Genomic DNA, 25999 nt, shown 5'->3' on the forward strand with positions numbered 1-25999 from the left:
AATTGCCGGATAAAAACTATTATGAATTGCCGCTTTCGGCTCAGGCACTGCGCTTAAGCATTAGGGAAGGAGAAACCCTGATCGAGCGTTCGGTACTTCCAGGTGGTATTCGCCTGATAACCCAACAGGTTCCTGCCTCGCCCTCGGTAGTGCTCGGATTCTGGATACCGGCAGGTTCGCGCGATGAAGGACCGGATCATTTGGGATCTACCCACTACCTCGAACACTTGCTATTTAAAGGATCGGCCACTCGTGATGCCCGGGAAATTTCGCGTGCATTCGATGCAGTGGGCGGGGAATTAAACGCTGCCACTGCCAAAGAATCAACTCACTATTACTGCCGGGTGCTTTCTCGTGATTTACCGATGGCGGTGGAAGTGCTCACCGAAATGTTGGTGCGCCCTACGCTCGCGCCTGCAGATTTCGAACTAGAACGCGCGGTTATCCTGGACGAGCTAGCCATGTCCCAAGATGATCCCCAGGATGTAGGTTACGAAAAGTTCTTAGGGGAACTGTTTCCCACCTCCCCTTTGGGGTTGCCGGTAGGAGGCACAGCGCAAACCGTGGCAGCTACCCCCTTAGAGGCTGTAAAAGCCCATCATCAACGCTGGTACCAGCCCCGCCACCTGGTGGTTGCAGCCGCCGGCGATATTAATCATGATTACCTGACACAGCTAATCCTTGACGCTGCGCAGAAAAATGGATGGGAACTGCCAGTACAAACTGATCCGGAAGTTCCCCAGCGTATCCAGCCAGATCCTGCCGTTCCCGCTAGCTGTACGGTAGAAAAACCGGTGGAACAGGGGCAAATTTTTATGGGAACCCGTTCCCTGCCTGCTAACCACCCTCAGCGTGATACGTTAAGTTTGCTGCTCACGGTACTTTCTGGGGGAATGTCCTCCCGGCTTTTCCAAGAAATCCGGGAAAAGCGGGGACTAGCCTACTCCACCTATGCCTTTGACTGCGCCTATAGCGATAGTGGAGCATTTGGCCTCTATGCCGGGTGTGCCCCCGGCAACTTGGAGCAAGTTGGGCAGTTACTGGCGGAAGAAATCGCTAAACTCTCCGAGCATCCCGTTGGGGAAATAGAGCTGTCTGAAGCCCTAGGGCAGCTCAGCGGGGGAGTGCTATTAGGAATGGACGATAACCGTGCCCGGATGGCCCGCTTGGGGCGATCAGAAGTAAATGGCGGTCGTCTGCGCACTATCGAGCAGATGAATGCGGCTTTGCAGGAAGTTACCGGGGATGATATTTCTGCTTTGGCCGGGCAATTACTCGGCTCACCACAGGTAAAAGTCGTAGTACGCCCGGACGTAGCTTAAGCTGAACGGGTGAAGCTAAAGAAACTTGTTCCGATTATTGCCGCCGCGGTACTGCTAAGCGGGTGCTCGCCATCCGCCCACCCTTCCTCTCATAAAAAAGGTACCAACCCCAAAGTGACCAGTTCGGTTTCTAAATCGGTCACTACGCCGACCGCGCGGGAAACCCCGACAGTGGCATTCACTCCTAAAGATAGCCTTAGTGAAGCGCAGAATTCGTTCGTGAAACAGGTTATGGAAAAGAACCACTATGATCAGCGCACTGCAGAACTGGTGCTGGGGCCGGCACAATCGTTGTGTGGCCTGCTAGATGAAAAACAGCCTGATTCTGCCGCTAATAAACAGACTTTATCTGATATTTATACCAAGGTTGATTCTGGACAGCTGCGGCAAGAATGGTATAACAATCTGCAAATAGCGGGGCAAACCCTTTGCACCGATAAGGCGGAGATAATTAACGCCAATAAACCTGAGGGAGTGAATTAGATGGCAACAAAAATTCCGGTTGCGGTAGTGGGTGCTACCGGGCGGATGGGGCAGACCACCTGTCGAGCCATCGAAGAATCCTCGGATCTGCAGTTAGTTGCCCGCTTGGGAAGTAAAGATGAAATCACTACTGAAACTTTAGGGGGAGCCCAAGTAGCAGTCGAGTTCACTATTCCCAGCGCCAGTCTTGCTAATACCACCGCGATTTTGCGTGCCGGAGCACATGCGGTGGTCGGCACTTCCGGGTGGGACGAGGAAGCACAGGCGAAAATTCGGGAAGTAGCTCGCGAAAGTGGACGTAACGTACTAATAGCTCCTAACTTTGCGCTTTCGGCGGTGCTGGTGATGGCATTTTCTCGGTTGGCTGCCCCCTTCTTTGCCTCTAATGAAATTGTGGAAACCCACCATCCGAAAAAACTGGATGCCCCTAGTGGAACTGCCTTGGCTACCGCGCAAGCCATGGCCGCGGCACGTCAAAATGCGGGGATTCCGGTGGCGCCCGATGCTACTATTACCGATCCCGAGGGTGCGCGGGGGATGAAAGTCGGTGATGTGGGGATACATTCCCTGCGGGTGCTGGGAGCGAATGCGCACCAGGAAGTGATTTTGGGTAACCTTGGGGAACAGTTACGGCTACGCACCGACTGTTTTGATCGTTCCTCCTTTATGCCGGGAGTGTTGTTGGCTGTCCGCAAAATTGGTTCGGCTCAGCCGCTCACAGTCGGGCTAGATAAAGTTATGGAGTTAGGGATTTAAAGTGACGCTGCCACCTGCCGCTCAGGATGCGGTGCGCTTAGCGAAAAGTGAAGATATGCCCGCATGGGGACAGATACAGGCACAAGCCATGCAAGCGGATCTACAGTCCCATTTGGGGCAAGTTGGTCCGCAAACTTTAGCTTTAATTGATCCCCTTGAAATCGCAGGTACCTGGGGTCAAGCGTTGAAGAATCCGCCCTCGGCAAAGCATCACCTACTTTCGGCTATATCTGGTTCTCAGGTAGTGGGGTTGGCGGCGATTGCGCCTGCTCCCAAAATGTTGTTCAAACCGAAACAATCCCCACTGTCAGAAAAGCATGCCGATGCGGAAATCGTGGCGTTAGAGGTCGCTGATTGGGAAAATAACCTGCCCGATGCCTCCCGCCTGGTAAACGCGGTTGCCGATATGCTGCGGTTGTCCGGTGCTAGCCGGGTACAAATTTGGTTAGCCGCCGGGGCATCCGAAAAAATTCGCTTTTTTTCCGAATGTGGGTTTGCGCCCGCAGGGCTGCGTCAAGGTCTACAAGTAGGACATGAATCCATGGTGCAGCACCTATGGTTCACTGATCTATAGATTCTTCCGCCCGCTTTCTGGACGCAAGAAAAATCGTCAGCTGCCGGCAGGTAGAGTAGAGGTATGAGTAACGCAGAGCACACTTTTCGGTTAGCGGGTTCGGTAGGGGTAGCGATGGTGACCCCTTTTTGCCCAGATGGTTCCGTCGATTATGATGCTGCCGGAAACCTGGCAAAGCACCTGGTAGAGCAGGGGATTAATAACTTAGTGCTGTCTGGTACCACCGGGGAATCCCCCACTACGCACCTAGATGAAAAAGAGCAACTGATTAAGGTTGTCCGTCAGGCAGTGGGGGGCGATATTTTCATTACTGCTGGTGCTGGATCCAATGACACTGAGCATTCTGTGCGGATGGCGCGCAGTGCCCAAGAGGCGGGGGCAGACGGGATTTTGCTCGTAAGCCCCTATTATTCGCGTCCCTCCCAAGAAGGGCTCTATCAGCATTTTGCGAAAGTTGCTTCCCAGGTCGACCTGCCGATAACTCTTTACGATATTCCTGGACGTACTGGGGTGGCGATCAGTGATGAGCTGCTTAAACGTCTGGCTGAAATCGAAAACGTGGTGGCGTTAAAAGATGCTACCGGCAAAGTAGCAGTTGGTGCTCGGCGCATTAATGAAACTGGTTTGGCTTTTTACTCCGGTGATGACGGCCTCAACTATTCCTGGCTAACCCATGGTGCTGTGGGGGTAATCAGCGTGGTAGGTCACGTCGCGGGGGATAGGTACCGCAAAATGGTGCAGCTGCTAGAAAACGGGGATTATCACGCTGCCTTACAGCTTTCCCTAGAGTTAGAACCGTTGGTGAAAGCACTAATGGGAGGGGGACAAGGGGCAGTAATGGCTAAGCATGCCCTCGCCCTGCAACAGGTCATTCCTTCCGCCACTGTGCGCCTGCCACTGGCTCCCGCCACCGAGGAAGAAATCACGCAGCTACGCGTTGCCCTGGAACGTTTCGGTCTGCTTTAAAGTTTTCCGGATGCCCGTCCGGCTTCCCTGCCAATCAGGAGGCTTTCCCGGTCGCAGTGTTGCTGATTCAATCCCAGTTACCCGTTAGCAGGAGGGGATTACGGTTCCACTGCGCGCGCAAGTTTGCCATAGGAGCCTAAAGCCGGGACAATTGGAAGTGTGAATCCGCTTTATCCTGAACTTTCTTTACCGCCAAAGCTAAAAGCCGGTACTGTCCGCGTAGTTCCCCTGGGAGGCTTGGGGGAAGTGGGACGGAATATGACCGTAATCGAGCTGAACGGCAAGATCCTGATTGTCGATTGCGGGGTGCTTTTTCCTGAAGAAATCCAACCCGGGGTCGACTTGATCCTGCCGGACTTTTCCTATCTGCACGGACGCATGGATGACGTGGTAGGGATGGTGCTCACTCATGGCCACGAAGACCATATCGGAGCGGTACCCTATCTGCTGCGTCTGCGCGAAGACGTCCCTATCTATGGCTCCAGACTGACCCTAGATTTCCTACGTCCCAAATTGGAAGAACATCGCCTATCCGCGGCGCATCTCTATCAGGTTCGGGAAGGCGAAAACATTCAACTTGAAAATTTCGCCTGCGAGTTTTTGGCGGTTACTCACTCTATTCCCGATGCCTTAGCAGTCATGATCCGTACCAACGCTGGAAATTTGCTGGTCACTGGGGATTACAAAATGGATCAGCTCCCCTTAGATAAAAGAATTACCGACCTGCGTGGTTTTGCCCGTATGGGAGAAGAAGGTGTAGATCTGTTCCTAGTGGACTCCACTAATGCGGAAGTTCCTGGTTTTATTGCGCCCGAACGCAAAATTGGTCCGGTAATCCGGCAAGTGCTGACTGAATCCAGCGGACAGGTAATCGTAGCCTCCTTCGCTTCCCACGTACACCGCGTGCAACAGGTACTGGATGCGGCTCGCGAGGTAGGACGCAAAGTGTGTCTATCTGGGCGATCCATGGAACGTAATATGAATATCGCTGCGCAAGCCGGCTACCTGGATCTTGATCCGGAAGTGGTGGTTCGTGCCGATGAACTAAAGAATCTTCCCCCCAAGAAACGGGTGTGGATGGTTACTGGTTCCCAAGGCGAGCCGATGGCGGCGCTTTCCCGAATCGCTCAGGGGGAACACCGCTTAGTATGTCTAGAACCTGAAGACACCGTGCTATTGGCATCTTCTCTCATTCCGGGGAACGAAAACTCGGTTTATCGGGTTATCAACGCCCTGATGCGTCAAGGGGCGAAGGTGATACATAAAGGTAACCGCGCCGTGCACGTTTCCGGACATGCGGCGGAAGGGGAGTTGCTCTATACCTACAACATCGTACAGCCCAAGAACGTGATGCCTATTCACGGAGAAATCCGGCATCTGATCGCGAACGGAAAAATCGCCCAGGCTACGGGGGTTCCAGAAGAAAATGTGGCTTTGGCCGAGGACGGGGTAGTGGTCGACCTTAAAGATGGAAAAGCGCGCGTAGTAGGGCAAGTTGATTGCGAATATGTATATGTTGATGGCGGATCCATCGGGGAAATCGATGAAGACCAGCTAAAAGACCGGATGACTTTGGGTGAAGAAGGTTTCGTATCGGTATTTGCGGCGGTGGATGTACCTACCAAGATTATTGCGGCCGGTCCCCATATTACTGCCCGGGGAATGGCAGAGGACGAGGGGGTGTTTAGGGAAGTGCTCCCGGATGTGACCGAGGCGCTGCAAAGAGCGTTAAATCAAGGTGATACCGATCCCTACCGTTTACAACAGGCGATGCGCCGCGCTTTGGGACGTTGGGTGGCTCGCCGGTTGCGGCGTCGCCCGATGATTGTGCCGGTAGTTGTGGAGATCTAAATGGGAGTTACCGAAAAAGACCGGGAAGTATATTCTTGGCGTCAACGCCTACCCGGCTGGGCAGGATGGGTTTACACCCTGGCTGCGGTTTTCTGTCTACTAATGATTCCACTGCGCTACACCGCGGGTCACGGTATCAGCCGCTTCACCTTCCTGGTTCTAACTACCTTGGGAGTACCTTCAACCGCCACCTTGGGGACGGCGGTGTTATTAGCATTCTTGGCATTGCTGTGTTTTTCGCGCAAACGTATCGGGGTAATACTCCTGATAGCGCTGCAACTTCTGCATGCTCTGCTAACCCTATTCGGGGTACTCTTCGACCTTGATAGTCCGTTGACCAGTTCTCTGACCCCGCTGTTTTTGTGTCTGCGTTTGGGGGTGGCAATTGTTATTGTCGCCTTTTTAGCAGCATCTGCTTCCAGTTTCTGGGGAAAAATCAATGCCCGTTCCGCTTCGAAAGCGATTTTGATTCTGATAAGCGGACAAATCCTAGTTTTTGGAATCGGTTTTGGTTTTGCACGTTTAATTGCCCCTAGAAACTGGGTAAACAGCCCCCTAGCCCTGTGGGTTTATGGACGGATGTCAGGTTTTCCGCTGCACCGCGGTCTGGCTATTCGCTTTGCCTTTGCCCACCAGGGAGGTTTCCGTGTTCTCGGCTTCTTCATTATGATGCTTTCTGGTCTGGTGATGCTGGTTGCGGCTAATCGTTTTATCTTGGGGCAACGAGTAAAAGCCCGCACTCGCAGTGAAGATTTAGCTCTCCGTGCCCTGCTACTTAAATGGGGTAAAGACGATTCTTTAAGCTACTATGCGACCAGGGATAACCGGGCGGTTATTTTCAGTGCGGATGGTAAAGCCGCGGTTTCCTATGGGGTGGCGCTGGGGGTGGCGTTGGCCGCAGGGGATCCTATCGGGGATCCTTCCGAATGGGATAATGCAGTTAAACGTTGGAAAGCCTACTGTTATAGCCAAGGGTGGGTGCCCGCGGTAATCTCTGTCAGTGCTCAAGGGGCACGAGTATATCGCCGGCAAGGACTAGTGGTTCGCAAAATGGGGGATGAAGCCATTATTAGTCCCGATCGTTTTGAACGAAACTCCAGTGCCGGCCGCGCCCTCGCCGCGGCGCAGCGAAGAGTATCTCGTGCGGGAGTCCAGATTGAGATGCGGCGGCAAAAAGAGCTTTCTCCTGCCGAATTACGGGAAGTTGCCATGAGTGCCGAGCTGTTCCGTCGGGGTAATGAGCGTGGTTTCTCTATGAGCCTAGATAGGATGTTTGCCCCGCAAGAAGGGGAGCAACTAATCGTTACTGCCCGGGGAGAAGATGGACATTTACAATGTCTGCTTACTTTTGTTCCCTGGGGACAACGTGCGGTATCGCTCAACTTGATGCGCCGGGCAGAAAATGCAGTTAATGGGGTAGTAGAGGCTATGGTTCTTGCCTTGCTGCAACAGGGGGCAGAAAAAGGCATCGAACGCTTTTCTTTGAACTTTGCGATGTTTAGAGAGGTTTTTGTGGAGGGGGAGGCGGTAGATGCCACCGTTAACGACCGCCTGAAACGGGCAATTTTCGTCAAGGCTTCACGGATATGGCAACTGGAATCACTATATGAATCCAATGCTCGCTACAACCCCAAATGGTTGCCACGCTACTTCTGTTTTCCTTCTGATCCTCTCGTGCCTTTAGCGCTAATAGCTGCGGGAATGTTAGAGGGATTTGTGCCGGCTCCCGCTGCGGCCTTGCATAGTGAACCTTTCGAATGGGAAGCGGATAGTAATTTTCTTTCCGAATTGGAAACTATGCGTAGCCGGTACACTGCCGCTAAGTTGCAGGTAAAGCTGAGCGATCAGCAGCGCTCTCGACGTGATAAGGCAAAAAGGCTTAGCGCGGCCGGGATAGAGCCGTTCCCGGCAGGTTTTGATTTAGGAATTCCCCTTGTACAGGCAAAAAACCAGGTAGAGAAGAATCGGGTTGGGGAAGGTACTAAACAGATACGTACTCTCGGCAGGGTTGTGGCGCGGAGAAATCACGGGGGAGTAGTTTTTTGGGATTTATACTTCCAAGGCAGCTACCTGCAAGTGGTGCTAGAAAGAAGTAACCTGAGCCCGGAGCAGTTCGCCCATTTACGTCTGCTGGACTTGGGAGATTTGCTGGTGGTTAACGGCACATGCGGGGTTTCTCGTAAGGGCACGCCCTCTTTGATAGCCACAGGCTGGAGATTGGCAGCTAAAGCGCTGCGCCCAATGCCACACCCTGCCGCCCGCCTGGATAGTGCTACCCGTACCCGTGAACGCACCATGACTTTACTGAATGATGCTACCGCGCTGTGGCGTCTGCAGGCACGTTCGCGGGCAATCAGTGCGGTACGGAAAGAACTTATTGACCGGGGATTCCTCGAGGTGGAAACTCCCATGTTACAGGCAGTACAAGGGGGCGCCAATGCTCGTCCCTTCATCACTCATTCCAATGCCTACCAGGTAAATATGTTCTTGCGAATAGCCCCGGAGTTGTATCTAAAACGACTGGCTGTAGCGGGTATGGGGGCGATTTTTGAGATGGGTCGCTCCTTCCGGAACGAGGGAGCGGATGGGACTCACAACCCCGAGTTCACCTCTTTGGAGGTTTACAAGGCCGGCTCTGATTATCGAGAAATGATGACTTTGACCCGAGAGCTGTACCAGGCGGCTGCCCGGGCGATTCATGGTAAAGAAATTGCGTTGCGTCCGGTAGATCCCGGGAAAACTAGTGAGGACAGTAGCGAAACAGATTTTGTGGAAGTGGACATCTCGGGCGATTGGCGGGTCCTCTCGGTTTTCGAGGCAGTGTCCCAGGCAGTCGGAACTACCGTCACTCCCGATACTAACGAAGAAACCTTGCGGGCTTTATGTACCGAGTATCACCTCACCCCACCTCCCGGTGCTACCAGGGGGACTTTAATCGGCAGTCTCTACGATGAGTTAGTAGAGGCTCGCACGGTGGAGCCAACTTTCTATTGCGATTTTCCGGTAGATTCTTCTCCGCTAACTCGTCGGCATCGCCAAGATTCCCGACTGGCTGAACGTTGGGATTTGGTAGCTTTTGGGATGGAGCTAGGTACCGCCTATTCCGAGCTCACTGATCCGCGTGATCAGCGAGAACGGTTTACTCAACAGTCGCTCGCCGCGGCAGCTGGTGATCCTGAGGCAATGAGTCTGGATGAAGATTTTTTGAACTGTTTGGAACTGGGAATGCCACCCCTGGGGGGATTGGGGCTAGGAATGGATCGTATGGTGATGATGCTGATGGGGTGCGATATTCGTCAGGTGTTAGCGTTCCCATTTGTGAAACCTCGGAACTGATAGATGATTTAGGCAGGAACAGATGGCGGTAGGAAATAATAAGTTGGTTTCGGTAGCAGCAGTGGTATTGACCCTGCCGCTTAAAATGTCGCAGCTACCCGAGCGGGGTACTACGGTTCTGGGCAGTTCACAGCCTCCGGGAGTAGGGGAGGCTGCCGAGGTGATGTTGGCGGCTGCCCGTCAGGGAGTTCCAGTTGTTAATATGTCCTGCTTAGGGACTGGTCCTAACTCTACCCAGGCACGCCAAACCCTAAAAAAAGCAAATATTAGAACCGGCACGGTGGAACTGGTTGGTGATATTGGGATGAAAATCCAGATGATTGAGGCCGGCGGATACTATGCATCGGTACTTACTACCGGGGTGGAAGTGGATATTTCCAGCCGGGAATTGGAAAAAGTTCCCCTGGAATCTGGGGACGTGGTTTATATCTCTGCGGGGGATTTGGCTCACAGCTCCTATCGCACGGCGCTGGCAACTTGGCTGCCCACTTTACCGGAGCAAGTAAAGGTGGTGATGGCGGCGACTCCCCAAATTTCGCAGATTGATTCGCAATACGTTTCTGAGGTTTTGCCCTATGTGGATGTACTAACTTGTAATGAGCATGAGGCTCGTTTCCTCCCAGGATCGGTTGGTCGTCTTAGCTGCGGATATGTGGCGGAAAAACTACCCGAATCCGCCTGGGTGGTAGAGCGAATCGGTTCTTATGGTGCCAAGCTTATAGATGCCCAGCGGGAAACCATGATCCCTTCTTTAAAAGTGAAAGTGGCTGATACTTTAGGCGTGGGAGCTGCCCATACCGGGGTGTTGTTGGCGGAACTGGTTAAAGGCAAAGAACGCTGCCAGGCACTTGTCAGAGCCAATGTTGCCGGGGCGTTGGCAGCCGGGAAAACCGGAAACGATACTTGCCCGGGTCGGGAAGAAATAGAACAACACATTAGCGAAATTGATATTCATTGCTAGTGGATTAATTAAACAGCTAAAATGCGTTGAGCAGCTATTTTGTGTGGGTGCGGCGTGGCAGTGGGCTGCTTTTAAGCCTGGAAAGGTAAAGTGCCAGTGTTATGGTAGCGAAAAAAAATAGCAAGAAACAGAACTTAGACACCTCGTTTTCTGATAGCTCACGTATGCGTGATGGGGTTGCATTCTTACTTATCGCCTTAGCCACCATGTCGGCTTTAACGGAATGGTTCTCCATGGATGCCCTCGCTACTCGGGCTTTGCATCACCTAGCTGCGGGGCTGCTGGGTCTTTACAGTATTCTTGCGCCTCTACTTTTGGTTTGGGCAGCAATCAGCCTTTTTCGTAACCGTAACCCGGAAAACTCCCAGTTACATATTTTGCTGGGGGCAATCGGGATAGGGGCTGCTTTAACCGGAGTCACCCACGTAGTCTGCTCTAGTCCGACCATCAGTGATTTTATGATGATTGAAAAATCAGGTGGCATCTTGGGGTGGTTATTTGGGCATCCGCTGCAGATGCTAGTTTCCCCGGTGGGAGCGGTTATTCTGCTGGTATTGTTAGGGCTATATTCTCTGCTAATTGCTACTAACACTTCTTTGGCTAGCGCATTCGAGGCGCTGCGCTCCCTGTGTAGGCGAGTTAATGAAAAGATTTCTGCAGGTGAAGATGATTCTTTCTCCTCGGAGGCAGACGAAACTGTAAGTAATGACAGTCCCGAGGAGGAGACTCCTCCCACCCGGCGGCTTAAACGTTGGGAGCGAATGGCGGCAGCAACGGAAAATCAAAATCAAGAAGAAACTGAGGCTGTTACCAGCGTTTTAACTCCGGAAGACGCTTCCTTGAAACCGGAGATAAAGAAGCCCGCCGGCCGGCTGAAACTGCCCGCTGATGTGGAAGAAACCGAGGTAATAAGGGAAGAGGAATCTTCAGGAAAAGATATAGATTCTAAAGACCAGCCAAGTGAGCAAACTGAACTCTTACTTCCGGGAGCCGGCGAAAGCGGGATAAAGCTAGCCGATGGGCAGACCTATGATCTGCCAGCGGAAGAACTGCTGGTAAAAGGGAAGCCCCATAAGGTTCGTTCGCAGGCTAATGATCGAGTGGTTTCGGCTTTAGAGGAAGTGTTCACCGAATTTGGGGTGGACGTGACTGTTACCGGTTTTTCCCGGGGACCGACGGTTACCCGCTATGAATTGGAACTGGGACCCGGGGTTAAAGTAGAAAAAATTACTAATCTTAAAAATAATATCGCCTATGCTGTGGCCAGTGCTGATGTGCGAATTCTTTCTCCGATTCCCGGTAAGAGTGCAATCGGAATTGAGATTCCCAATACTGATCGCGAGATTGTGGCGCTCGGAGATGTGCTGCGCTCGGCGGCGGCACATCGCTCTACCCATCCGTTAATGGTGGGGGTAGGTAAAGATGTCGAGGGCGGGTACGTAGTTACCAACCTGGCGAAAACTCCCCACTTGTTGGTGGCAGGTGCTACCGGTTCCGGAAAATCATCCTTTGTAAATGCCATGATTACCTCGCTGTTGATGCGGGCCACTCCGGAACAGGTGCGCCTGATTCTAGTTGACCCCAAGCGGGTGGAACTCAGTATTTATCAGGGGATTCCCCATTTGATTACCCCGATTATTACCGACCCTAAGAAAGCGGCAGAGGCCCTGGAATGGGCGGTTAAAGAAATGGATCACCGCTATAACGACATGGCTAACTTTGGTCATAAACATATCGATTCTTTCAACCAGGCAGTGCGGGAAGGATCAGTGGTGCCCCCGCCGGGATCCCAGCGGGAAATTGCTCCCTACCCTTATCTGTTAATCGTGGTGGATGAGTTAGCCGATATGATGATGGTCGCTCCCCGCGATGTAGAGGCCTCTATCCAGCGCATCACGCAATTGGGGCGGGCTGCCGGAATTCACTTGGTGGTGGCGACTCAACGTCCTTCGGTAGATGTAGTAACCGGCATTATTAAAGCTAATATTCCGTCCCGTCTTGCCTTTGCTACCTCTTCAATTACGGATTCGCGCACGATTTTGGATCAAGGAGGGGCAGAAGCTCTTATCGGTCAAGGTGATTCTCTCTATCTTCCGGCTGGAACCGCTAAACCGATGCGTATCCAAGGCGCCTGGGTTGGCGAGGACGAGATTCAACGGGTAGTTGACGCAGTGAAAGAGCAGGCAAGCCCCGAATATCGCGAGGATGTGATTGTTAAAGAAGAAGATAAACCGAAAGTTGCTGAAGATATTGGCGATGATCTAGATGACTTGCTAGAGGCAGCGCAACTGGTGATCAATACCCAGCTGGGCTCAACTTCCATGCTGCAACGTAAACTGCGAGTGGGATTTGCTCGTGCTGGCAGGTTAATGGATCTGTTGGAATCTCGGGAAATAGTTGGGCCTTCGCGAGGCTCAAAAGCCCGAGAAGTATTGGTGACCCCCGAACAGTTACCCGAAGTATTGGCTATGTTGCGGGGAGAAACCCCTGCGGCTCCCGCCGGAGATTCTGCTACCGAAGGGGCAGTAGTGGACATGCAAGAGCCCCCTTTAGAGGAAGTGGAAGCGGAAAGCGATGAGGATGCCTGGGAGCTCACGGGGCGCTAAGCACTCATAATGCGATTGAATAGCGCAAAATCTATTAGGGTAGTAGTTGATGGAAAGTAAAGATAAGACCGCAGCTCTTTCAGAAAAGTCGCGGCAAATAATCCCGAACATACTCACCGTCGTGCGAATTGTTCTGGTGCCGGTGTTTATTGTCCTAATGATCATTCAGTTTCTGCAGGGGACGGTAACCTTACTGATTATTGCCCTGATAGTATTCTGCGCGGCTGCCTATACAGATCATTTAGATGGCAGACTGGCACGGCGTTGGCAAGTAGTCAGTGATTTTGGAAAACTGGTTGATCCGATTGCCGATAAAGCGTTGATGATTTCGGCTTTCGTTTTACTTTCTCTGTTCCAGAACCTGTGGTGGTGGTTTACCGCAGTAGTGATATTGCGAGAGATTGCGGTTACCGTGTTGCGGATTACCCTGCTACGTTCCGGGGTGGTATTACCAGCCTCTAAAGGTGGGAAAATCAAAACCAGTCTCCAAATTCTACTGGTGTTTTTGTGGATGCTGGCCGGAATCTGCTACCCGTTTAACGCCCAGTTGGGGGTGGTGGTCATGTATTTGGCAATTGCTGCTTTGATCGCTGCGTTTGTTGCCACGGTACTTTCCGGAATGGTCTATTTTCTGGATGCCCATGATAATCGTAAGCAACAGGAAGAAACCACAGGTGAGAAAGATACTTCTACCAGGGTAGAGGAATTGGTAGGGGTAACAGACTCGGAAGAAAAGGGAAAACCTGCTGGAAAAGACGTTGCTGAGCAAAAAGATGTGCAGGATTCTGAAAAACGTTTAGATCGGCAGAAACCGATGAAAAATCCTGCCCCCCAGCACGCTAAAATTAGTGAAGTCCCAGCAACGCTGAAATCTGAAGATCAGAACGTGGCAGCAGCTAGTGAAACTGAAACAAGCGATGAGGTTACAGAAGAAGACTCAGAGCCAATCGGTGATTCTGCCGGTTTCAAGAAGACCTGGATTCCTAGAACGAAACCGGGCAAGCTCAAGCCTGAGGCTGATAAAGTGGCGGAATCCGCAGCGGTAAAGTCCGGTTCCGAAACGGAAAAGTCTGCAGATGAAACTGAACCTGCTCTCCGAATTGCTAAGAGCGCTCAGGGTGAAGAAGAGTCCTCACCCGCAGGGGAGGAGGAAGCCAAAAATAAATTCCCCTCGCGCCGGCAAAGGCATGCTAAACAAAACGAATCCTCGCGGGAGGAAAATGCTGCCGCAGTAAGCCCCGAGCTTAAAGAAAAGGCTGCTGCTCCCCGCTTTTCTCATAGTCGGGCTGAGATGCGGCGCCGGAAGAAAGATGAATAAACAGGTGGTCATGCAGGTCACTTGGGTGTGAACACTGGCACTTTTGCTGCTGAGGGGGAATGAAAAAATGGCTAGAGGTGTTGGAATAGGTGTGAGTGAAAGGCAGTATCAAATAGTGGGCAATACGGAAGATTCTGAACTTGCTGCTGCCCGGCAAAGAGGGGGATATGTTATGGAGATGACGGCGAAGGATGCGGGGGGCAAGACCCCCTTGCTACGTGAAGAAATTGGTAAAGTTTTACGGATGGTTCGCCGTTCCCAGGAGCGTACGTTGCGGGAAGTTTCTACCAATGCTCAGGTATCGTTGGGTTATCTCTCCGAGGTTGAGCGAGGACAAAAAGAGGCTTCTTCGGAACTGCTGGCTGCTATTTGTAAAGCCTTAGAGGTGCCGATGGCAATGGTGCTGCGGGAAGTGTCTCTGCGGGTGGCGGTGGCAGAAGGGCTGTCGGTACGCCGTCAGGTTCCAGAAGTACCGGTACATTCGGTAGTCTAGCCAGGTGAAACGCTCTGAATTTGATAACGCCCTGAAAGCTGTCTTTGGGCAGGCTTTCGGGGCGTCATTATTGTCTGATCTCTATTTACCAGATATCCAGGCTACCGCCGCTCAGGCCTTAGCGCAGGGGGAAGATCTCCAGCTGGTTTGGGATTTGCTGCTTGAACAGACTGGTAGCGACCCTGATTTACGGTTTATTCACCGAGCTGACCGCCGCACCCTAAATGAATTAACTCAAAGAGGGTTAATTAGAGGGGATGAGGGTGGTTTCATTTAGGAGACTAAGCTCGCGGTATCTCTGGACTATAGAGAATTGCAAGTGGTTTCCAGGCGGGTTTACCGCCGTGGTGTTTTTCTCAGCGTTTCGTTTTGTCGAACATCTGTTCGCTAGGTAGAGTTGTACCCAGACGCGCAGCGGGTGATATTTCCCCAAGGGATTATTGCCAAGCTGTAAAACGTATTTGGCCGTACGTAGCGTTAGCTTGGCTCCTCGGAGAGGGGAACCCCAAGCCGATAAAACCGGGTCAGCCTATTAACCGTTCGGAGAGAACCAGAGAGGATCGACTACCATGGCAAAAAAAACCGCAAAACGGCAGGTAAATGCTGGCGGAAATCGGGAACAGGCGCTAGACATGGCGCTGGCAGCGATTGATAAGCAGTTCGGAAAAGGCTCAGTGATGCGCCTCGGCGAAAACACACATCGTCAGGTAGAAGTCATCTCTACTGGTTCCGTGGCTTTAGATATCGCCCTGGGAGTAGGGGGCTTGCCGCGCGGGCGCATAGTAGAGATTTACGGCCCAGAATCCTCCGGTAAAACCACCGTGGCACTGCATGCGGTAGCGGCCGCGCAAAAAGCCGGCGGGAACGCTGCCTTTATTGATGCTGAGCATGCCCTCGATCCTGAATATGCCAAGAAACTCGGAGTGAATACTGACGAGCTGCTAGTTGCGCAGCCTGATACGGGCGAACAGGCGCTAGAAATCGCTGATATGCTGGTGCGTTCCGGGGGAATAGACATTTTGGTTATCGACTCGGTTGCAGCGTTAGTTCCCAAAGCAGAGATTGATGGGGAAATGGGGGATTCCCACGTGGGGTTGCAGGCGCGGTTGATGAGTCAGGCACTGCGGAAAATGACCGGGGCGCTTTCTGCCACCGGAACCACCGCGATTTTTATTAACCAGTTGCGGGAAAAGATTGGGGTTTTCTTCGGCTCCCCAGAAACCACCACCGGTGGTAAAGCGCTCAAATTCTATGCCTCGGTGCGCATCGATGTACGCCGTATCGAAACCTTAAAAGATTCTTCAGGGCCAATTGGTTCGCGTACCCGGGCGAAAGTAGTCAAGAACAAGATGGCTCCACCTTTCAAGACTGCCGAGTTTGACCTGATGTATGGGGAGGGGATTTCTCGCGAAGCCTCAATAATCGACTTGGCTACGGATTTGGGGATTGTGCGCAAGTCGGGAGCCTGGTACACCTATGAGGGTGACCAGCTGGGGCAAGGTAAAGAAAACGTGCGGCAATATCTTAAAGATAATGTGGAACTCGCGGATGAAATAGAGGAAAAGATTCTAAAAGCGGTGGGAATTATCCAAGAGGAAAATCCTGAGGACGTCGAGGAGTCGACCGACGATAGTGCGAAGTAGCCAGCGGTAAGGCAAGATGGTTAAATATCTCGATCCTGAAAGTGATTTTAGTGTCCCTCGCCGCCGAAAACGAAACCCTGATCTGGCGGCGAGGCGGCAAAAAAATACGCAGCTACCTAGAGAAGAAGCCTTGGAGGCGGCTCGCGAAGCCGCGCTGCGGGTACTAGATCGCGCCGCTGCCTCTAGCGGGCAGATTCGTGAAAAACTAACTAAAGCGGGTTTTCATTCGGAAGTGGCTGAAGAAATCGTCACCCGGTTTTGTGAAGTGGGACTGCTAGATGACCGGGAATATGCGGCGATGCTGGTGCGCACGCGTTTTCGGGAACGGGGATTAGTCGGGCGAGCCCTAGTTCAAGAGCTTAATCGTAAAGGGATTGCCCCGAATCTGCAGCAAGAAGCATTAGCGCAGATTACTCCGGAACAAGAGGCGGAAAGTGCCCAATTATTAGCGGAAAAGAAAGCGCGTTCACTGAAGAATGCTACTTATCCGCAGGCAATGCGGCGCATAGCTGCTTTCTTAGCGCGCAAAGGCTACTCGCCTGTTCAATGTCGTACCGCAACCACCGCGGCTTTGGCTGACAGGGGATCTGAAACTGCATAGGGAATAAGGCCACTCGTGTCATGATGGAAGTATGAATCAAGAACTAGATGCGCTGGCTCGCAGACTACAAGAAATTCTCCGTGAAAACAGTTATACGATTGCCTGCGCGGAATCCCTGACTGCTGGGCTAGTATGCGCTACTCTCTGCGATATTGCCGGAGCATCCGAGGTAGTAGCTGGGGGAGTGACCACCTATCAAACTTGCACTAAGAGTGAAGTCTTGGGAGTTTCACGTTCGCGTCTACAAGAAACCGGAGCGGTTGATCCGGTAGTAGCTGAACAAATGGCGCAAGGAGTAGCGGAAATGTTTTCTGCAGACGTTGCCCTTGCCACTACCGGAGTAGCTGGACCAGGCAGCCAAGATGGGCATACTGCCGGTACCGTGTTTATCTCGGTTACTACTCCTGCCGGGGGAGCAACTACGGAACTGTCACTATCTGGGGAGCGTAACCAGATTCGTTTGCAGACGGTTGCGGCTGTCTTAGAGCTGGCTATTGGAGCTTTAAGCTAGGCGCTGTCTTTATGCCCGGCTTTCCTCGGGTAACCTAGAAACGTGGCATACGATTACGAAGAGCAACTCGGCAAGGCACAAACTACCCTAGAGAAGATTCGGGCGGTTACGGATCCCGAAAAGTTAGGCTCCCAGATAAAAGAGCTCGAGGAAGCCAGTGTTGATCCTAACCTTTGGGACGACCCCGAGCATGCTCAACAAGTAACTTCCCAGCTCTCGCACTTAAAATCTCGACTGGATCAGGTTGAACGGCTTGATCAAAGTCTCGAGGATGCCCTGACGCTGCAAGCGATGGCCGGGGAAGAACTGGGCAGTGACCGGGAAGAAATCTTGGGGGAGCTGCGCACCCTACTGGAAAAATTAAATAAAGAACTTGCAGACCTGGAGGTGCAAACTCTGCTATCCGGGGAATATGATGAGCGTCGGGCAGTAGTTACTATTCGCTCTGGAGTGGGGGGAGTAGACGCCGCTGATTTTGCGGAAATGCTGCTGCGGATGTATTTGCGCTGGGCAGAACGCCACGGATACCCCACCCAGGTGATGGATACCTCCTATGCAGAAGAAGCGGGGATAAAATCAGCTACTTTCCAGGTGGATGCGCCTTACGCTTATGGTACTTTATCGGTTGAAGCGGGGACTCATCGTCTGGTACGACAAAGTCCTTTCGATAATCAATCCCGGCGACAAACTTCGTTTGCAGCGGTGGAAGTAATTCCCCTAATCGAGTCAGATGACCATATAGAAATTCCCGAATCCGATTTACGGATAGATGTGTTCCGATCTTCCGGTCCGGGGGGACAATCGGTAAATACCACCGATTCGGCAGTGCGTATGACCCATATCCCTACGGGAATCGTGGTCAGTATGCAAAACGAGAAATCGCAGATTCAAAACCGGGCGGCAGCGCTTAGAGTGTTGCAGTCCCGACTATTACAGCTGCGTCACGAGGAAGAACAGGCCAAGAAAAAAGAACTCGCCGGAGAGGTAAAAGCCTCTTGGGGGGATCAAATGCGCTCCTATGTGCTACATCCTTACAAAATGGTGAAAGATTTACGCACCTTAGAGGAATCCTCGCAGGTAGATGCGGTTCTCGATGGCAATATTGATGCTTTCTTGGACGCGGGCATACGTTGGCGAAAAGCTCAGGAAGAAAGTGAGAACTAGCACGTCAAGATGCTAAGCCCCTATTATTCGGCGTGTGAGCACAAATGGAAAGCTCTCAGGCGTTAAGTTGGGCATTGCTGGAAGCTTCCAACACATAGTAGGGGATACATGATTACTTTTGACGACGTGTCGATGGTTTATAAGCGGGGAGCTCGTCCTGCTCTAGACCATGTGAGCACTAATATTGAACGGGGAGAGTTTGTATTCCTAGTGGGTAAATCAGGTTCGGGGAAATCAACTTTCCTGACTATGATTTATCGTGAAAATCGTCCCACCCAGGGAACAGTTACGGTTCTGGGTAAGGACGTGGGGCGGCTTTCTCGTTGGAAGGTACCAAAACTGCGCCGTCAGATTGGGACAGTGTTTCAAGACTTCCGCCTGTTAGATAACAAATCAGTGCAGGCAAATGTAGCTTTGGCGATGCAGGTGATTGGACGTCCTCGCCATGCTATAAAAACCGAGGTACCACAGGTATTGTCCCTGGTGGGCTTAGAAGGTAAAGAAAAACGGATGCCCTATGAACTCTCCGGTGGGGAGCAGCAGCGAGTAGCGATTGCACGTGCAATGGTTAACCGCCCAGAGATTTTGCTGGCAGATGAGCCCACTGGAAACCTTGATCCCAAAACTTCTCTGGGAATTATGCGGCTGCTTGATCGGATTAACCGAGCCGGTACCACCGTGGTGATGGCAACTCACGATGATGAAATTGTTGATCAGTTACGCAAACGAGTAATCGAGCTGGTCGACGGGAAAGTTGTGCGCGACCAGGATCGCGGAGTTTACGGATCGAGTCGTAGCTAGGAGAAAATATGCGTTTGCGATTTATTCTTGGCCGAGTATTCTCCGGTCTGGGACATAATATGGCGATGACCATTTCGGTGGTGCTAGTAACTTTCATTTCCCTGCTGTTTGTAGGGGTGGGCGGTTTGGCACAAATGCAGATTGCCGCCATGCAAAAGGAATGGTATGCCAAGGTGGAAGTCAGCGTATATATGTGCGCGCAGGATGACCAAGTGGCTAATTGTAATGGCCAGGCAGCTACAAAGCGGCAGATTCAAGACGTCAAGGACGAACTGGATCGGGGTACCTTATCTCGCTACGTCGATCACTATGAGTTCCAAAATCATCACCAGGTATATGCAGATTTCCAGAAACAATACGGAAACACTACCTTGGGGGAGGCTACCAAACCGGAAATGTTGCCGCAGGCCTTCCGGATTAAAATGAAAGATCCTTCCCAGTACGAGATTGTTTCTGCCCAATTATCAGGTCAGCCGGGGGTCGAGCAGGTACAGGATCAATCACAATTGGTAAAACCTTTGATGAATCTATTCAGCCAGTCGATGCGGATCTCATGGGGGCTCGCAGGAGTAATGGCAATTGCAGCAATCTTGCTGATTGTCACCACCATTCGTCTTTCCGCCATGTCGCGGCAGAAGGAAACCGAAATTATGCGGATGGAGGGAGCCTCTGGGTTGTTTATCCAACTGCCCTTTATGATTGAGGGTGCCCTCTGCGCCCTTCTTGGCGCTCTATTGGCCTGTGCTGCCCTCTTTGCCGGGGTGAAATACCTGGTGCAGGGATGGTTGCAGAAAACCATCCCCTTCATCCAGTTTGTCAATCTACAGGAGGTGGCGATTCTTTCCGCGATGATTATTGCCGCCGCTTTGATTCTCTCCATTATTGCTTCTATCGCTTCTCTAGCTAAATACGCGAAGGTGTAACCATGATTTTTAGGAATCGCATTGGGAAAATAGCCGGCACCACCCTGCTAACGGGCGCACTGGTGCTCGCGGGCGCGACCGGCACCACCATGGCTTCTGATCGCAGTGACCAGGTTAGTAAAGAAAAAGCTGCCTCCGATAAAGCCGCCAAGTTACGTGCTTCCTTAGAGGATGTGAGTGCTGATTTAGCTAATTCGGTGATTGCCCTGGAAGAAACTAAGGATGCTCAAAAGAGTGCGCAGGGTGCCTATGACGAAGCCGTTCGGCTACAGGCGGATGCAGCGCGGGAACAAGCTCAGGCGCAAGATCAGCTAGAAGTGGCTAGCGCTCAATTAAAACAGGTTGAAAAGGCCTTAGCGGCCTCCCAGGAAAGAGAGAGCGAAAATCTCAACAATATTGGCAAGGTAGCTCGCGAAACCTATACCAATCCCACTTTGGGTGGTACTTTCGAGTTCTTTATTTCCGATAAAAATAGCGGTGATTTAAGCACTTACGCCCGTAATGCGCAACTGGCTGCACAGATGCAAGCTGATTCTTTAAAGTCAGTGCAAGACCAGATTGTGGGGCAAAAGAATTCTCAAGCAGAACAGCGGGAACTTACCGCTCAGGTCAGAAAATTAAAAGAACAGGCAGATGCGGCTTTGCAAGCTGCTGATGGTGCTAAGGCTGATAAGCAAAAAAAGCTTGATGAGTTGAACCAGACATTGGAGCAAAAGCAAAAGCAAGAAGCTGAACTAGAGTCTAAGAAAGGTGAGATTTCTAAACAGCTAGAGCAAGCTGAAAAGGATCAACAGGCGGCACGGGATCGGATTAGCCAGATTGATGCCAAGAATCGCAGCTCCCAAGGAGCCAGCAGTGGCAACTCTGGCGGCGGGACTGCTGGTTTTACTTCGGGAAGTATTTTCCAAGGTCCGATTAAGGGGCCGTTGATTTTGAATTCTCCTTTCGGCTATAGGGTGCATCCCATCACCGGCGGAACCCTGTTCCATCAGGGAGCTGATATTGCCGCATCATGTGGCCAACCCCAGTTTGCGGCAGCTGATGGCACCGTGGTGTCAACCCAGTGGGAGGGAACCGGAGGTAATACCGTCACCATCAATCATGGGATGCTAGGCGGAAGCTCTTGGATTAGTGTTTACCGCCATATGACCCAGTTCGCAACCAGTCCTGGAGCTAGGGTGTCAAAAGGGCAACTCATTGGTTACACCGGAACTACCGGGCAGTCAACCGGATGTCACGTGCATTTTGAGCTCTGGAAGAATGGGTCGGTAATAAATCCGATACCTTTGCCCTAGGTTTTGCGGTAGCGTAGGAACGCTATGAGTAAGAAAGATAAAAGTCGCGGTGCCCAAAGTAAGAGCAATACCGGGATACAGATGATAGCGCGTAATAAAAAGGCGCTACATGACTTCTTTATCGAAGACACTTATGAGGCAGGGGTGGTGCTTACTGGTACCGAAGTTAAATCTTTGCGCATGGGTAGGGCTTCTTTAAATGAGTCCTGGGTAGAAATTGATCGCGGGGAAGCCTGGCTACAACATGCCCATATACCCATGTATATTAACGGTACCTGGTCGAACCATGCTCCGCTTCGTAAACGCAAGCTTTTATTGCATCGACGAGAAATCGACAAACTAGCAGTTGAGGCTACGGCGAAAGGCTACACGATTGTGCCTTTGGAGCTTTATTTTTCTGCTGGGCGAGTAAAAGTAAAAATTGCGCTTGCCCGAGGTAAACAAGAGTGGGATAAGCGCCAGACCTTGCGTGAACAGCAAGATAAGCGGGAAGCACAAAGGGCGATGAAGAATTGGAATCGGCGCTCGGCTAACGGGTAGCGACTCGGCTACCTCGGAAAGCCAGACGGCCTCTGCAAGAAGCTTGGCCTCAAACCCGAAAATAATATAAAAATAAACTCTCTGTTATCCCGTTTATAGATGAGGATAGCAGAGAGTTATTTTATTGGATTTTATTCAGCAGGTGCGACGGGCGCGAGCTTTACGGCGACGCATGCTACGACGTTCATCTTCGTTTTTACCGCCCCATACTCCGGCGTCCTGGTTGTTATCTAGTGCCCAAGCCAGGCAAATTGACTCTACCTCGCAGCGGGCGCAGACCATTTTTGCGCGCTCAGCCTGGGCGATAGCTGGGCCGGTGTTTCCAATTGGGAAGAAGAGTTCGGGGTCTTCTTCTAGGCAGGCAGCGCGTGAACGCCAATCCATCTGCGTCTCCTTTTCCGACTGATAATAAGTAATGAATCTACGGGTAACTGCCCGCGCAGAACGCTGTTTTGGTGGGCAGCCCCTTTGCTACTTACTATTTTTTTAGTTAACGGCCTATAAATCAAGAGGTTTTTACTGTTCAGATTGATTTTTTCGCGTGCAACGTGTCACAAAAGGATTAAAATTTAGGAAAGTTTAGAAAAAATAGCCATTTGGATGGCTAAACCTTTGCCCTCTTTGACTAGAATTCCACGTCCGGGGAGTTGTCCCACTTGGTCGGGAAGTGCCTGATAATCGATGCCCTTCAAGAAGGGACGGCACTGTGCTGCGTTCCCCAGAATAAGCAAAATTGCCCGTTGCCTCAGCTCTGCTAGCGAACCAGAAAAAGCAGCTTGCAGCACCTGGGGGCTAACAGTGGCAATTACCGGTGTTTTTCCTGTATTAATCTTTCTTGTTGTCGAAGTACCGGCTAGATCCGCTTGCGGTAAACCAAAGGAATGCCCGGCATCCATATCTGTTTTACTCAGTCGACAATCATGATTATTTAACTCCTCAAGTACTGTATGCTCAGGCATGAAAGCACTGAGAATCTGAGCAGCGTTGCTTTTCCCACTACCGCTTTCCCCGATTATTAACCAATCGCGTTGTAAATCGCAGTCCTCTAGTTCCATTGGCTGCGATAACCCTCGGGCAAAAATTCTTGGTTTCGGATTGTTAGTGGTGGGCAGGGGACCTAGAAAACGAGTAGGTAGGGCACGTAGACGTAGCCGCGGGGGGTTTAAGAATCGTGCTGGCAGGGAAGCGGGCGCTTCAGCTGCTCGAAAAGGAGTAGCCACCTGGCTGGGAGAAAATATAAAAACTCCCGGTTCGCTAACCATCTCGGATATCTGCGGGTTGAAGCCGGCCTGTGCCGCCTGTAGATCATCGCGAATTTTGCCTAGTATCTGGGTTTTCAATCCTTGGAAAAGTCGGGAAGAAGCTCCAGAAGGGCTCGATACTAGCAGCAGAGAAAACCCTAAAGCTTCGCTTTGTCGACATATCCCTGCCAGGAGATCACTGCCAGAAAGCGGGCCGTAAGTACGTTCTAATGCATCGAGTACGTCCTCGCAATCATCGATAATCAGGGTTCCAGCTAGCTGGCCGGTACTGGCACGTTTCAGCAGCTCTAAACTTACTTGCGGGGTAGTGGCGATAGTTCCCGGCCAATTTTTCTCATGTTGGGGGTTAAAGGAAGATCCGAAAAATTGGCGGGCAGAATGGCAAATAATATGAACTTCCCTACCCATATTGGCCAGCTGTATGGCCAGCATCAAAGCTAAAGAAGTTCTCCCAGACCCTGCTGAACCCACCAGGTGTAAGGAAAATGGAAGAGGAAGTAACAGCGGAGCGGTTTTTTGGCGGTGAGGATAATCTCCTAGCCCTAAAACCACCGTTCCTTTCTTCGATGGTAACTGGGATAAGCCAATTCGGTTAGGCAGTGGGGGAGCCCAAGGTAGATGCGGTAGATAAGGAGGTTTCCACGCTGCTCGACACCACTTCGAAAGTTGTTCTGCCTGCCTTGCCTGTGGAATCCAGGCGAATTGCACTAGTTTTCCCCTGGCATCGGTCGCAGATTTTATCCAGGCACGCCCGGGAGTTGCCGGCAGCTGCGCGCAGCGGCTATCGCCTATTACATCGCAAGAATCTGCTGTCTCCAATACCCGCAAACAAATCCGTAACGCCATATTCGACTTGATCTGGCCATCAACGATGCCCGCGGGACGTTGGGTAGCTAAAACTAAATGAATCCCCAGTGATCGCCCTAAAGTCGCTAGCCGAATCAAAGAATCAAGTAAATCCGGATGATCGGTAGCCAGTACTCGGAACTCGTCTACCACCACCACAATCCGCGGATGAGACAGGTATTTATGTTGTTCCCGATACTTGATCTCGGCTTTCAAAGACAAAATTGCGCGTCTAGTTAGAGCCGGCTCGAGGTCGGTCAAAATCCCGAGCACGTGAGGAAGCGCTTTTAGCTTGCCAAATGCATCCCCTCCCTTGTAATCCACCAGCACATATTGCAATTTGCTCGGTGGATGGGATAGCGCCATAGAAAGTAGCCAGGTAGTTAGCGCCGCCGATTTTCCTGCTCCGGTAGTTCCGGCTAGCAGCGCGTGCGGCCCATCCTTAACTAGATCCAGAAAGCTAGTTCCCTGTGCATCTCGCGCTACTGGAGCCCGCAACGATAGGGAATGCTTCCAGTTCGTGGCAATCTTAAGGGGAGGGTTACTAGCGTCAAAGACCTCTGACCACAACTGCTCAAAAGTAACTTCCGCATCTATTTTGGCCTCTCGCATAGGTATACAGGTGTCTGCAAAGAGTCGACACCAGATCAGGCTGGGCAAATCCGCCTGCACAGTAGCTCGCCGATGATCTGGGACACGCACAATTCGATTCGCCCACACTGCTGCCGTACCTGGGTTTTTTGCCCAGGTAATACAAATGTCTTTTTCGCTTGCCCGCAGCTTTCCCAAGGGAGAAATCAAGATTACCCGTGGAGGGGTTTGGGTATTTCCCGGGGTGTCGTCATGAGGGTTCCCTAAATCAAAAGCATCTACGCTAAGGCTTTGATTATTAATAGTGTCACTAACGTCAACAAGATGGTCACTATCGGTTGCGAAATCGCTCAGATGTAGCTGTAGCTCCAAGCGGTAGCAGGTGCTTTCTTGCCAGGCGAGTTGTGCCGCCCACCATAGGGCACGCTCGCGGGCGTAGGTGCCGGTAAAGCAAATTTTATCCCCCGGGCGGGCGCGAACTACCTTATGGGGGCTAATCCAGGCGGCTACCTCCCGGGATACGGGTTCAATGGCTGCTAGGGAGGCGGCGGAACGTTTCGGCTGGCTGGCCACCATTAAAAGCTGTGCAGGAGTTACCGGGCGGGGACGGCGATACAGCCAGATACTCATAGCTCCGGCAGCTAAGACGGCTATGAGAATTAGTCCCCAAATCCGGGGAATATGCAGTGGTGAAGTGACCGAAATAGGTAAGAGAATTAGCATGGGTAAGAACAGCCACTGTCGCCAAGAGGATACTCCCGATCTTGGGCGCGGAGGAGGAACGGTTAGGCGGTGAGGCCGGGGTGAAACCTTTAGAACGGTGTTACCTGCTCTAATACGTGAGGAAGTGCCGATTTCTTGTTCAAATCGCAGCCGAGAAAAGACCGTGGCGTTTTTGCCGCGGAAACTGCCGTTGCGAGAGTCTAAATCCCGTACTCGTAGTTTACCGTTCTTAGACATAAAAAGAAGGTGGTCACGTGACACTTGCAGATCACCAAGCTCATGACGTCCTATGCGGCAATAGTTGCCTTGTAGGGGTAATACCAAGCCAGCAGCTGGGCCCCGCTCTACCTGCAAATGGCAGGGAGCTGCTAGGGCTTGCCGCACTGATTCTAGACTCACCTGGCCAACCTAGCCCTAAAGACAACACAATGGC

The 25999-nt window shown here is 51.8% G+C and carries 22 protein-coding genes; 20 read left to right on the top strand and 2 right to left on the bottom strand.

Translation table 11 applies throughout. The features are described 5' to 3' along the window. The first annotated feature begins 2 nt into the window (after window positions 1-2). The 20 genes from EFB02_RS03935 (at window position 3) to smpB (ending at window position 22144) form a co-directional block, all read left to right on the top strand. Window positions 3-1322: a M16 family metallopeptidase gene (locus tag EFB02_RS03935; RefSeq protein ID WP_122820272.1), complete on the top strand. Its 1320-nt coding sequence runs from the start codon at window positions 3-5 to the stop codon at window positions 1320-1322. 9 nt (window positions 1323-1331) lie between these two features. Continuing rightward, window positions 1332-1805 (top strand): hypothetical protein, encoded by a 474-nt coding sequence (locus tag EFB02_RS03940; protein WP_122820273.1) that lies wholly within the window; start codon window positions 1332-1334, stop codon window positions 1803-1805. Next, window positions 1806-2561: a 4-hydroxy-tetrahydrodipicolinate reductase gene (gene dapB, locus EFB02_RS03945; RefSeq protein WP_122820274.1), complete on the top strand. Its 756-nt coding sequence runs from the start codon at window positions 1806-1808 to the stop codon at window positions 2559-2561. Window position 2562: 1 nt separating this feature from the next. Further along, window positions 2563-3135: a hypothetical protein gene (locus tag EFB02_RS03950; RefSeq protein WP_122820275.1), complete on the top strand. Its 573-nt coding sequence runs from the start codon at window positions 2563-2565 to the stop codon at window positions 3133-3135. 63 nt (window positions 3136-3198) lie between these two features. Then, complete coding sequence (gene dapA / locus EFB02_RS03955) at window positions 3199-4101, top strand: 4-hydroxy-tetrahydrodipicolinate synthase (protein WP_122820276.1); 903 nt, start codon at window positions 3199-3201, stop codon at window positions 4099-4101. Window positions 4102-4260: 159 nt separating this feature from the next. After that, entirely contained in the window at window positions 4261-5952 is a 1692-nt protein-coding gene (locus tag EFB02_RS03960) for a ribonuclease J (protein WP_122820277.1), read from the top strand. After that, window positions 5953-9288: a bifunctional lysylphosphatidylglycerol synthetase/lysine--tRNA ligase LysX gene (gene lysX, locus EFB02_RS03965; RefSeq protein ID WP_122820278.1), complete on the top strand. Its 3336-nt coding sequence runs from the start codon at window positions 5953-5955 to the stop codon at window positions 9286-9288. Between the two features lie 22 nt (window positions 9289-9310). Then, window positions 9311-10249: a PfkB family carbohydrate kinase gene (locus EFB02_RS03970; protein ID WP_122820279.1), complete on the top strand. Its 939-nt coding sequence runs from the start codon at window positions 9311-9313 to the stop codon at window positions 10247-10249. Between the two features lie 164 nt (window positions 10250-10413). After that, window positions 10414-12855: an FtsK/SpoIIIE family DNA translocase gene (locus EFB02_RS03975; RefSeq protein ID WP_234992723.1), complete on the top strand. Its 2442-nt coding sequence runs from the start codon at window positions 10414-10416 to the stop codon at window positions 12853-12855. A 49-nt stretch (window positions 12856-12904) separates the two neighbouring features. Next, window positions 12905-14173 (top strand): CDP-diacylglycerol--glycerol-3-phosphate 3-phosphatidyltransferase, encoded by a 1269-nt coding sequence (gene pgsA / locus EFB02_RS03980; RefSeq protein WP_122820281.1) that lies wholly within the window; start codon window positions 12905-12907, stop codon window positions 14171-14173. Window positions 14174-14345: 172 nt separating this feature from the next. Continuing rightward, entirely contained in the window at window positions 14346-14666 is a 321-nt protein-coding gene (locus EFB02_RS03985) for a helix-turn-helix domain-containing protein (RefSeq protein WP_122820653.1), read from the top strand. A 4-nt stretch (window positions 14667-14670) separates the two neighbouring features. Further along, window positions 14671-14943, top strand: a complete 273-nt coding sequence (locus EFB02_RS03990) for a DUF3046 domain-containing protein (protein WP_122820282.1) — start codon at window positions 14671-14673, stop codon at window positions 14941-14943. A 292-nt stretch (window positions 14944-15235) separates the two neighbouring features. Beyond that, on the top strand, window positions 15236-16309 hold the full coding sequence (gene recA / locus EFB02_RS03995; RefSeq protein ID WP_122820283.1) for a recombinase RecA: 1074 nt from the start codon (window positions 15236-15238) through the stop codon (window positions 16307-16309). A 16-nt stretch (window positions 16310-16325) separates the two neighbouring features. Beyond that, the gene (locus tag EFB02_RS04000; RefSeq protein WP_122820284.1) at window positions 16326-16910 is read left to right on the top strand and encodes a regulatory protein RecX; all 585 of its coding nucleotides are present in this window, start codon (window positions 16326-16328) and stop codon (window positions 16908-16910) included. A 31-nt stretch (window positions 16911-16941) separates the two neighbouring features. After that, window positions 16942-17421, top strand: coding sequence for a CinA family protein (locus EFB02_RS04005; protein WP_122820285.1), 480 nt, complete (start codon window positions 16942-16944; stop codon window positions 17419-17421). 42 nt (window positions 17422-17463) lie between these two features. Next, window positions 17464-18585 (top strand): peptide chain release factor 2, encoded by a 1122-nt coding sequence (prfB, locus tag EFB02_RS04010; protein WP_122820286.1) that lies wholly within the window; start codon window positions 17464-17466, stop codon window positions 18583-18585. Window positions 18586-18693: 108 nt separating this feature from the next. After that, entirely contained in the window at window positions 18694-19386 is a 693-nt protein-coding gene (gene ftsE, locus EFB02_RS04015; RefSeq protein WP_122820287.1) for a cell division ATP-binding protein FtsE, read from the top strand. 8 nt (window positions 19387-19394) lie between these two features. Then, window positions 19395-20309, top strand: coding sequence for a permease-like cell division protein FtsX (ftsX, locus tag EFB02_RS04020; protein WP_122820288.1), 915 nt, complete (start codon window positions 19395-19397; stop codon window positions 20307-20309). Between the two features lie 2 nt (window positions 20310-20311). Next, window positions 20312-21604, top strand: a complete 1293-nt coding sequence (locus EFB02_RS04025; RefSeq protein WP_122820289.1) for a peptidoglycan DD-metalloendopeptidase family protein — start codon at window positions 20312-20314, stop codon at window positions 21602-21604. A 24-nt stretch (window positions 21605-21628) separates the two neighbouring features. After that, window positions 21629-22144 carry an SsrA-binding protein SmpB gene (gene smpB / locus EFB02_RS04030; RefSeq protein ID WP_122820290.1) on the top strand — a complete coding sequence of 172 codons (516 nt, stop codon included), beginning with the start codon at window positions 21629-21631 and terminating at the stop codon, window positions 22142-22144. A 135-nt stretch (window positions 22145-22279) separates the two neighbouring features. Here smpB and EFB02_RS04035 read toward each other — a convergent pair whose 3' ends face one another. Continuing rightward, window positions 22280-22528, bottom strand: a complete 249-nt coding sequence (locus EFB02_RS04035; protein WP_122820291.1) for a WhiB family transcriptional regulator — start codon at window positions 22526-22528, stop codon at window positions 22280-22282. Between the two features lie 185 nt (window positions 22529-22713). Then, entirely contained in the window at window positions 22714-25965 is a 3252-nt protein-coding gene (locus tag EFB02_RS04040; RefSeq protein WP_234992724.1) for a type VII secretion EssC family protein, read from the bottom strand. Window positions 25966-25999: the final 34 nt, after the last annotated feature.

This window comes from Varibaculum vaginae, assembly GCF_900604285.1.
Classification (GTDB): domain Bacteria; phylum Actinomycetota; class Actinomycetes; order Actinomycetales; family Actinomycetaceae; genus Varibaculum; species Varibaculum vaginae.